Below are 8,971 nucleotides of genomic sequence, written 5' to 3'. Positions count from 1 at the left end.
AACTGCTAACTGCTAACTGCTAACTGCTAACTGCTAACTGCTAACTGCTAACTGCTAACTGCTAACTGCTAACTGCTCATATGTCCTTTAAAACTAAGAAAAGTCTGGGTCAGCATTTTCTTAAAGATGACAATGTCATTTTTAAAATATTGCAATCAGTAGATGCTGAGGATGGAGACCGAGTCATTGAAATTGGTCCGGGTACAGGGGCGCTTACAAAGTGGATGGCTAAAAGTATTTCTGATCTGCATGTTATTGAATTAGACAAAAGAGCTGTGGAAGTTCTTGAGAATGAAATAGAAAATATTACAATTCATCAAAATGATGTATTGAAAGTGGATTGGAATAATATCGTCGATCCTAACAAAAAAAATGTGGTGGTGGGCAACTTACCGTATTATATCACCTCACCTATTTTATTTGATCTGCTTGAAAACCGGAAGTTGTTTTCGGAAGCGACATTGATGATGCAAAAAGAGGTAGCTGAACGTTTAGTGGCTGATCCCTCTTCCAAACAATATGGAATACTCAGTGTACAAACTCAGTTGTTCTGTAGCCCCGAGATTTTGTTCGATGTATCAAGGAGTTCATTTTCACCCCCACCAAAAGTAACAAGTTCAGTTATAAAACTGAGATTCGACAAACCAAGCTATCCTTTTTCAGATGCATCCATAAAAAGAGTGGTTCGTACTGCTTTCAACCAACGCCGAAAAAAATTAAGCAATTCTCTTAAACCTGTTTTAGGTGATAAACTGCCGGAAGGCTTTAATTTTGATGACAGAGCAGACCATTGGTCGCCTGACATTTATGCAAAGTTGGCAGAGCATTTAGAGCAGTCTGACAGCCTTTCTTGATTTCGTCAGGTTATGATTAATAAAGAATACCTTTATAGGGAGTTTGGAGCCAATTGAGAATTCTGGATTAATTTTGGTACGGAAGTTGCAATAAATGTTTCGAAATATGATTGGGTATTGCCCAAAAAAAATTAACCATTAACTAAAACTAACAGGAGTCATACAAATGGCTAAGATTAAACCTTTAGGCGACCGCGTGTTGGTACAGGCTGAGCCTGCTGAAGAGAAAACCAGCTCCGGAATTATCATTCCCGATACGGCTAAAGAAAAACCGCAACAAGGAACAGTGATAGCGGTTGGTGCCGGTAAAGTAGAAAACGGCAATAAAATTGAAATGAGCGTGAAAAAAGGAGATAAAGTTCTCTATGGAAAGTATGCAGGTACTGAAGTAACTCTGGACGGAGAAGAATACCTGATTATGCGCGAATCTGATATCATGGGTATCGTTTCCTAACCCCACCTTTTAAAGAATTTAAATCACAAACTTAAAAATATAGATAATTATGTCTGCTAAGTTAGTTCATTATGACGTCGAAGCGCGCGATGCCTTAAAGAAAGGTGTCGATAAGCTGGCCAATGCGGTTAAAGTAACCTTAGGCCCCCGTGGACGCAATGTTGTTATAGAAAAATCATTCGGATCACCCACAGTAACTAAAGATGGTGTAACCGTAGCGAAAGAAATTGAATTGTCTGATAGAGTCCAGAATATGGGCGCTCAGATGGTTAAAGAAGTAGCTTCCAGGACCAGCGATAATGCCGGTGACGGAACAACCACAGCTACCGTTCTTGCCCAGGCTATTTTAAGCGAAGGCCTTAAGAACGTTACTGCCGGTGCAAATCCAATGGATCTGAAATCTGGTATCGAGAAAGCTGTTAAAGTGATCGTTGAAGATCTCAAGAAGATGAGCCGTGATATTGACGATCGCAAAGAGATTGCTCAAATCGGGACTATTTCTGCCAACAACGACGAAACCATTGGTAATTTGATTGCCGATGCAATGGAGAAAGTTGGAAAAGACGGTGTAATCACTGTTGAAGAAGCCAAAGGAACGGAGACTTTCCTTGAAACTGTAGAAGGTATGCAGTTCGACCGTGGTTACCTGTCTCCTTATTTTGTAACCGATTCTGAGAAGATGGTTACCGAATTGGAAGATCCTTACATCCTGATCTTTGATAAAAAGATCTCCAACATGAAGGATCTGCTTCCAATACTTGAGAAAGTAGTACAAAATGGTAATCCATTGTTGATTATCGCCGAAGATATTGAAGGCGAAGCTCTTGCTACATTGGTAGTTAACAAGCTACGTGGTTCTCTGAAAATTGCAGCTGTTAAAGCTCCTGGTTTCGGTGACCGACGTAAGCAAATGTTGGAAGACATTGCCATTCTAACCGGTGGTACTGTGATTTCTGAAGAGCGAGGTTATAAACTTGAGAATGCTACTCTTGATTACCTGGGTAGAGCTTCCCGAATAACTATCGACAAAGACAACACAACTATTGTTGATGGTTCCGGAAAAGATGATGATATCCAGGCTCGCGTAAATCAAATTAAAGGTCAGATCGAGAATACTACTTCTGACTATGATCGTGAGAAACTTCAGGAACGTCTGGCTAAATTAGCCGGTGGTGTTGCCGTACTTTATATTGGCGCTGCTTCCGAAGTTGAGATGAAAGAGAAAAAAGCCCGCGTTGAAGATGCACTTCACGCCACACGTGCTGCTGTGGAAGAAGGTATTGTAGCCGGTGGTGGTGTTGCATTACTGCGTACTATCGCTTCTCTTGATAAGATTAAAGGCGAAACCGATGATGAAAATGTAGGTATTCAAATCATCCGAAGAGCGCTCGAATCACCACTTCGTACCATTGCAAATAACGCTGGTGCCGAAGGTGCAATTGTAGTACAGAAAGTACTGGAAGGAAAAGATGCATTTGGATATAATGCCCGCACAGAGGTTTATGAAGACCTTATTGAAGCCGGTGTAATCGATCCTACTAAAGTAACCAGAACAGCCCTGCAGAATGCTGCTTCTGTTGCCGGATTGATGTTAACCACCGAAGCTGTTATCTCTGACAAGCCAAGTAAAGGCGACGATGATGATGACAACGGCGGTGGCGGAATGCCAGGCGGAATGGGCGGCGGAATGCCCGGAATGGGAGGTATGGGCGGAATGATGTAATTCATTCTCTCACAAATCTCAGATAAGATTTCAAATCCCGCCCAATTAAGTTTGGGCGGGATTTTTTTATGTTTTCAAATTGCCTATAATTATCTGTCTTATAGTAGATTAAAACAATTTATATGAAATCCATATTTAGAAACATTCTCGCCCTCATCTCCGGTCTTGTAGTTGGTGGAATCGTAAACATGGGCCTTATCATGATCAGTGGCTTCATCATCCCGCCACCGGAAGGAGCAGACATCACCACTATGGAAGGATTACAGGAATCCATACATCTATTCCAACCCAGGCACTTTTTAATGCCTTTTTTGGCTCATTCGCTTGGGACTTTGGTTGGAGCTCTGATTACAGCATATGTCGCTGATGCATCCAAAACTAAGTGGGCGCTTGCAGTAGGGGGCGTCTTTTTAATTGGAGGTATCACAAACTTAATTGCTTTGCCATCGCCACTTTGGTTTAATATTGTTGATTTGGTTGGAGCATATATTCCAATGGCTTATTTGGGAGCATTATTAGCAAATAAAATTCAAAACAAAGACTTATGAAAGTATCCGGCGAATTTGCAGTAAAATTAGATCCCATCGATGGATATGTGGAGGGTGAAAATGGAGTTAAGTTAAACCGAATGTCCATCGATAAAACTTTTCATGGTGAACTTGATGCTATAAGCAAAGGAGAAATGCTAAGTGCGATGACTCCGGTAAAAGGCTCGGCCGGATATGTGGCGATTGAACAAGTTTCGGGTAAGTTATCCGGTAAAAAAGGGAGTTTTGTACTGCAGCATTATGGAATAATGGATAAAGGAGAAGATCGGCTTATCCTGGAAGTGGTGCCAGATTCAGGAACCGGTGAACTGGAGGGATTATCCGGGAAAATGGATATTACTATCGAAGAGGGGAAGCATTTTTATGAGTTTGAGTATCAGCTATCAAGTTGATCTAAAAACTCAAAAGGAGTTAGGACCGGTATAGAAGAATCTGTAAAACCGGATGAGTCGCGTGTGATAATGGCGTCACAGTTTGAGTGAATAGCGGTGAGGTAGTGAATCGCATCTTCAAAATCGGGCCATTTCAGTGAAATTGCTTCATCAATTACTTTTTCAGTTACTGATGCAATTTTGACCGTTTCTCTTAATCCTTCAATGGCATTGTAAACAAATTCATTTTTATGTCTTTTGGAGAGAATATAGTAAAGAGTATCAAAGGTGTGTGCTACAACATAACCTTGGTAAATTGACTTTTCAGAACCATCTAAAACTTTTGCTGCCTGAATATAAAATGGCTTTCTTTTCTGCATTACATCCAAACAAACATTCGTATCTATCAGGATGTTTTTAAAAATCATATTTTTCTCTTAGTGCTTCTTCCTTAAGCTTATCGTAATCATATTCTTCAAGTTTTTCAGATTCTGGAATTGCATTCATAATTCTTTCAACAGCACTTCCGGGTTTTGGAGTAAATTCTATTTCTGGCTCCTCAACTTGTTGAACCGCTTCCTCAAACAACTTAGATACACTAATACCTCTACTTTTGGCGATTTTTTTCGCTCGTTCCTTTATATGTTTTTCAACGGAAAGATTTAGTGTTTGCTTACTCATGACTCTAAAATTTATTTATGCGCACAGATAATATAATGAATGCGCATACATTTTACTAAGGCTACCAAATTTAGTTCCGCTATCTGTTTCTATTGAATCCTGATTTGCTCCGGGCTAATAACTTCAATCTGCGGAGTTGCATCATGAGATTCGATCCTTCCGGTAACACATACTTTATTATTTGGGTATATGTTCTCAGGAAGTTGTTCCCATTTCAATCGGTTTTCACCCCAAATGACTGCGGTAAATGTTTGATCGGGATCAGGTCGGTCGAAATTGATAAAGGTAGGTTCTCCCCCAATTTGTGGAATGTAACGCGCATTGACCACAATTCCACAAACTTCAGCTGCTTTTCCAATATGATTTACTGCTTCACTTGAATTGATCTGTATCTCAGGTTCCGGAATACCCTGCCCAGGTGTATAAACTCTTGACAAAACGAGCCCCAAAACCATTACTAGTATTACAATTGGTAAAATATATTTAAGGTTTTTCCGGAAGGAGGGAAGCATATAATTTGTGATTTCAATTTCTGAAATTTGTCACTTAAACCAATGCCTTTCTTGATGATTGTAAGTTGATAACTTCAAATAATGAAATCATTTTTTCTATAAAAGAAAAGCCTGACAGAATGAAAAGCCAGACTTTTAAAATCAAAAAATAGAGGATTAATCAATAATCATGGCGTCTTCCACAATCTTGTTTTGCTCTGCTTGGTGAATTTTTTTCTGTCCTGCAGCAGGAGATGCAGATGCTTGTCGGCCTATGTAGCGCAATTTCTGTTCATCTTGCAGCAGCTCCATAAATCGGGGAGCAACAAAAGTCCAGGCGCCCATATTCTTGGGCTCTTCCTGGCACCAAGCAATATCTTTGATAGAAGTAAAATCTTTGAGTTGTTCCTCAATTTCTTCATCTGCAAAAGGATAGAACTGCTCAAGGCGGGCAATGGCCACGTTCTCAATTTCATTTTCTTGACGGTATTTCAGAAGATCGTAATATACCTTACCTGAGCAAATAACGAGGCGTTTCAGAGATTTTGGATCTTTGAAGTCTTTATCTACGATAAACGGCTGGAATTCTCCATCAGCAAGTTCGTCTCGGCTTGAGGTGGCCATTGGATGACGTAATAAACTCTTAGGAGTCATCAGTATAGCGGGGCGTTTTGTCTCCTGCAGTGCCTGCCGGCGTAACATATGATAATATTGTGCCGGAGTAGTAAGATTCATCACCTGCATATTATCCTCGGCACAAAGTTGCAAGAAGCGCTCGAGTCGGGCGGAGGAGTGTTCCGGGCCCTGTCCCTCATATCCATGAGGGAGATTCATTACCAGATTGGTTTTTTGTCCCCACTTGGCCTCACTTGAACTTACAAACTGATCGATGATGATTTGAGCACCGTTGGCGAAATCACCAAACTGAGCTTCCCAAATTACAAGTGCATCCAATTTTTCGGCACTATAGCCAAATTCAAAGCCAAGTGCTGCAAATTCACTTAATAAACTGTTGTACACATGAAAATGCGCCTGATCATCTGAGAGATTATTCAGAGGAATAAATTTCTGACTTGTTTCCGTGCCATGAAGAACCGAGTGGCGATGTGAGAATGTACCTCGTTCCACATCCTGACCAGTAAGTCGAATAGTAGTACCGGTTTTCAGGAGTGAACCAAAAGCCAACAGCTCTGCAAAGCCCCAGTCAATTTTTTTCTCATTTTTGTTTACAATCTCAGCACGCTTAGCCAACTGTTTTAACAGTTTTGGATTGGCATCGAAGTCTTTGGGAACAGTGTTCAATTTTACCGCAATTTCCTTAAGCTCATCGGCCGAATAGGTGGTATCCGGGTAGGCTTTCCATTCATCTTGCGGGGTTTCTGTGCGATCGATTAGATTTTCAGTTATTTCGAGATTGGGTGCTTTTTTTGCATCCTCAAAAGCTTCTTGTAACAGTTGATCAAATTCATCAAAAATCTGTTGGGTTTCTTCTTTGGTGAGTTCTCCGTTTTTCACCAAATGCTCAGTGTAAACATCACGAACCGGGGAATGATCATTAATTTCTTTGTACATACCCGGCTGGGTGAAAGCAGGTTCGTCCCCTTCATTATGACCATGCTTACGATAGCCGATTAGGTCAATAACTACATCCTTGCCAAATTTCTGTCGATAGTCCAATGCCATTTGAATGGCATGAACAGCAGCTTCCGGGGTATCTCCATTTATGTGAAAAATTGGAGCCAAGATCATTTTGGCAATGTCTGAAGCGTATTCCGTAGAACGTCCATCTTTAGGAAGCGTGGTAAACCCAATTTGGTTGTTAATGATAATGTGCATGGTTCCACCGGTGCTGTAGCCTTCTAACTGTGACATATTAAGGGTCTCTGCCACAACCCCTTGACCGGCAAAAGCAGCATCACCGTGCATTAATACCGGGATTACCCGTTTTCGCGGTTCGTCTTTGTCATGATGATCCTGCATAGCTCGGACGGCTCCCTCAACCACAGGATTTACGGCCTCAAGGTGAGATGGGTTCGGCATAAGTTGAAGTTCAATTTCAGAACCATTTACAGTTTTATGAATGCCCGATGCCCCAAGGTGATATTTTACATCTCCTGATCCTTGGATAGAATCGGGATCAATATTGCCTTCGAATTCTGAAAAAACGCGATGGTAAGGCTTGTTCATTATATTCACAAGCATATTAAGGCGACCACGGTGGGCCATTCCCATAAAAAACTTCTCTATACCATGTTCTCCTGCACGTTCCAGCATAAAGTGGATCATGGGAATAAGGGTGTCAGCTCCTTCTAATGAAAACCTTTTATGGCCGATGTACTTTTTGTGAAGAAACTCTTCAAAGGCCATCGCCTGATTGAGTTTATGGAGTATTTCACGCTTATCATCTTTAGAGAGGTTGGCATTGTTACCGGTTGATTCCATAGCCTCGCGCAACCACTTTCGCTCCTCAAGATCAAGTAAGTGCATGTATTCAACCCCGATGTTACCACAGTACGTATCACGGAGCAGGTTTAGAATTTCGCGCAGGGTAGCTCGTTCTTTCCCTCCCAAGCCACCGCAATAAAATTCGCGGTCCAGATCCCAAAGGGAAAGACCATAATAATCGAGATCCAACTCGGGATTTTTGCCCGGCTCTTTCCCAAGGGGATCGAGGTCGGCAAGTACATGCCCCCGCATGCGGTACATGTTGATAAGGCGATATACACCAACCGCTCGCTGATCTTGTTCTAAGGTATTCTGCCGACCAGAAAATGGACCGGAATATTGATCTTCACCATAAGGAAGAGGCTCATAAGGAATGTCGAGATCAGTAAATATTTTCTCGTAGAAATCTTCTTGCCCACTTAGCAGGTCGTCCATTTTCTTAAGGAACATTCCTGACTCAGCACCCTGAATTACCCGGTGGTCATACGTAGAAGTCACCGTCATAACTTTACTGACGCCTAACTGGTTCAATACCTCTTTAGACATGGCTCTATACTCAGCGGGGTAGTCAATAGCACCGGTAGCAATGATGGCTCCCTGAGTTTTCATCAACTTGGGGACAGAAGAAACGGTGCCAATAGTACCGGGATTGGTGATACTTATTGTGGTTCCCTGGAAATCTTCAATTTGGAGATTACCGTTGCGGGCTTTTTCAATAAGTTCTGCATAGGCATGCAAGAACTCTTTAAAGTTCATTTTATCCACACCCTTTATGTTGGGAACTACAAGATTTCTGGAGCCGTCTTTTCCTTTAAGATCAACGGCAACACCAAGATTTACGGAGTCAGGTTTAACGCGATAATGATTATCATCTTTATATAGATAAGAACTATTTAGAGTAGGAAAATCTTGAAGTGCACGAATAATGGCCCAGGCAATGAAATGGGTAAAAGAAGCTTTAGGTTCATTTCGCTTTAGCAAATGTCTATTTATTATAGCACGGTCTTCAACCATCATCTTGACGGGGAGCACACGGAGGGAAGTCGCTGTAGGAACCTCGAGCGACTCATTCATATTTTCTACAATTTTAGTAGCAACCCCTTTGATTTTCTCAAGCTCAGCATTTTTAGGAGCTTCAGGTTCTTTTTGTGAAGGCTGCTTTTGCTGCGGCTCTTTATCTGTTTTTGATTCCTTTTTCTGTGCCGGAGCAGGAGTTGAAACTTTCTCTTCCGGTGTAGTAGGTTGAAGTTCTTCCGGTTCTGTAGCGTCTACCGGCTTGCCTTCGAGCTCGTCGAAATAGCGTTTCCAGTGGGCAGGAACCGAGGAGGGATCGTTTTGATATTGATCATACAGTTCTTCAACTAATGCAGAATTGGGGCCAAATACGGCTTCAAGTGATTTCAA

9 protein-coding genes are annotated in these 8,971 nt (G+C 41.6%); 5 read left to right on the top strand and 4 right to left on the bottom strand.

The features are described from left to right. Positions 1 to 80 precede the first annotated feature (80 nt). The 5 genes from rsmA (at position 81) to RI561_RS11665 (ending at position 3,971) form a co-directional block, all read left to right on the top strand. Positions 81 to 854, top strand: coding sequence for a 16S rRNA (adenine(1518)-N(6)/adenine(1519)-N(6))-dimethyltransferase RsmA (rsmA, locus tag RI561_RS11685; protein WP_395080422.1), 774 nt, complete (start codon positions 81 to 83; stop codon positions 852 to 854). A gap of 166 nt (positions 855 to 1,020) precedes the next feature. Next, a complete protein-coding gene (gene groES / locus RI561_RS11680) occupies positions 1,021 to 1,308 on the top strand; it encodes a co-chaperone GroES (RefSeq protein WP_395080421.1) in 288 nt (95 codons plus the stop codon). 49 nt (positions 1,309 to 1,357) lie between these two features. Beyond that, the gene (gene groL, locus RI561_RS11675) at positions 1,358 to 3,031 is read left to right on the top strand and encodes a chaperonin GroEL (protein WP_395080420.1); all 1,674 of its coding nucleotides are present in this window, start codon (positions 1,358 to 1,360) and stop codon (positions 3,029 to 3,031) included. Between the two features lie 122 nt (positions 3,032 to 3,153). Beyond that, entirely contained in the window at positions 3,154 to 3,579 is a 426-nt protein-coding gene (locus RI561_RS11670) for a hypothetical protein (protein ID WP_395080419.1), read from the top strand. Continuing rightward, entirely contained in the window at positions 3,576 to 3,971 is a 396-nt protein-coding gene (locus RI561_RS11665; protein ID WP_395080418.1) for a DUF3224 domain-containing protein, read from the top strand. The genes RI561_RS11670 and RI561_RS11665 overlap by 4 nt, the downstream gene beginning before the upstream one ends. Here RI561_RS11665 and RI561_RS11660 read toward each other — a convergent pair. The 4 genes from RI561_RS11660 to RI561_RS11645 form a co-directional block, all read right to left on the bottom strand. Then, on the bottom strand, positions 3,956 to 4,378 hold the full coding sequence (locus tag RI561_RS11660) for a type II toxin-antitoxin system VapC family toxin (RefSeq protein WP_395080417.1): 423 nt from the start codon (positions 4,376 to 4,378) through the stop codon (positions 3,956 to 3,958). The genes RI561_RS11665 and RI561_RS11660 overlap by 16 nt on opposite strands. Next, positions 4,368 to 4,631: a DUF6364 family protein gene (locus RI561_RS11655; protein WP_395080416.1), complete on the bottom strand. Its 264-nt coding sequence runs from the start codon at positions 4,629 to 4,631 to the stop codon at positions 4,368 to 4,370. Before RI561_RS11655 ends, RI561_RS11660 begins: the two co-directional genes overlap by 11 nt. Before the next feature lie 89 nt (positions 4,632 to 4,720). After that, positions 4,721 to 5,068, bottom strand: coding sequence for a DNA-binding protein (locus RI561_RS11650; RefSeq protein ID WP_395080415.1), 348 nt, complete (start codon positions 5,066 to 5,068; stop codon positions 4,721 to 4,723). Positions 5,069 to 5,299: 231 nt separating this feature from the next. Continuing rightward, positions 5,300 to 8,971 (bottom strand): multifunctional oxoglutarate decarboxylase/oxoglutarate dehydrogenase thiamine pyrophosphate-binding subunit/dihydrolipoyllysine-residue succinyltransferase subunit, encoded by a 3,672-nt coding sequence (locus tag RI561_RS11645; protein WP_395080414.1) that lies wholly within the window; start codon positions 8,969 to 8,971, stop codon positions 5,300 to 5,302.

It is taken from the genome of Gracilimonas sp., from assembly GCF_031581265.1.
In the GTDB taxonomy this organism is placed as follows: domain Bacteria; phylum Bacteroidota; class Rhodothermia; order Balneolales; family Balneolaceae; genus Gracilimonas.
This window is presented reverse-complemented; position numbering and strand designations above follow the sequence as displayed.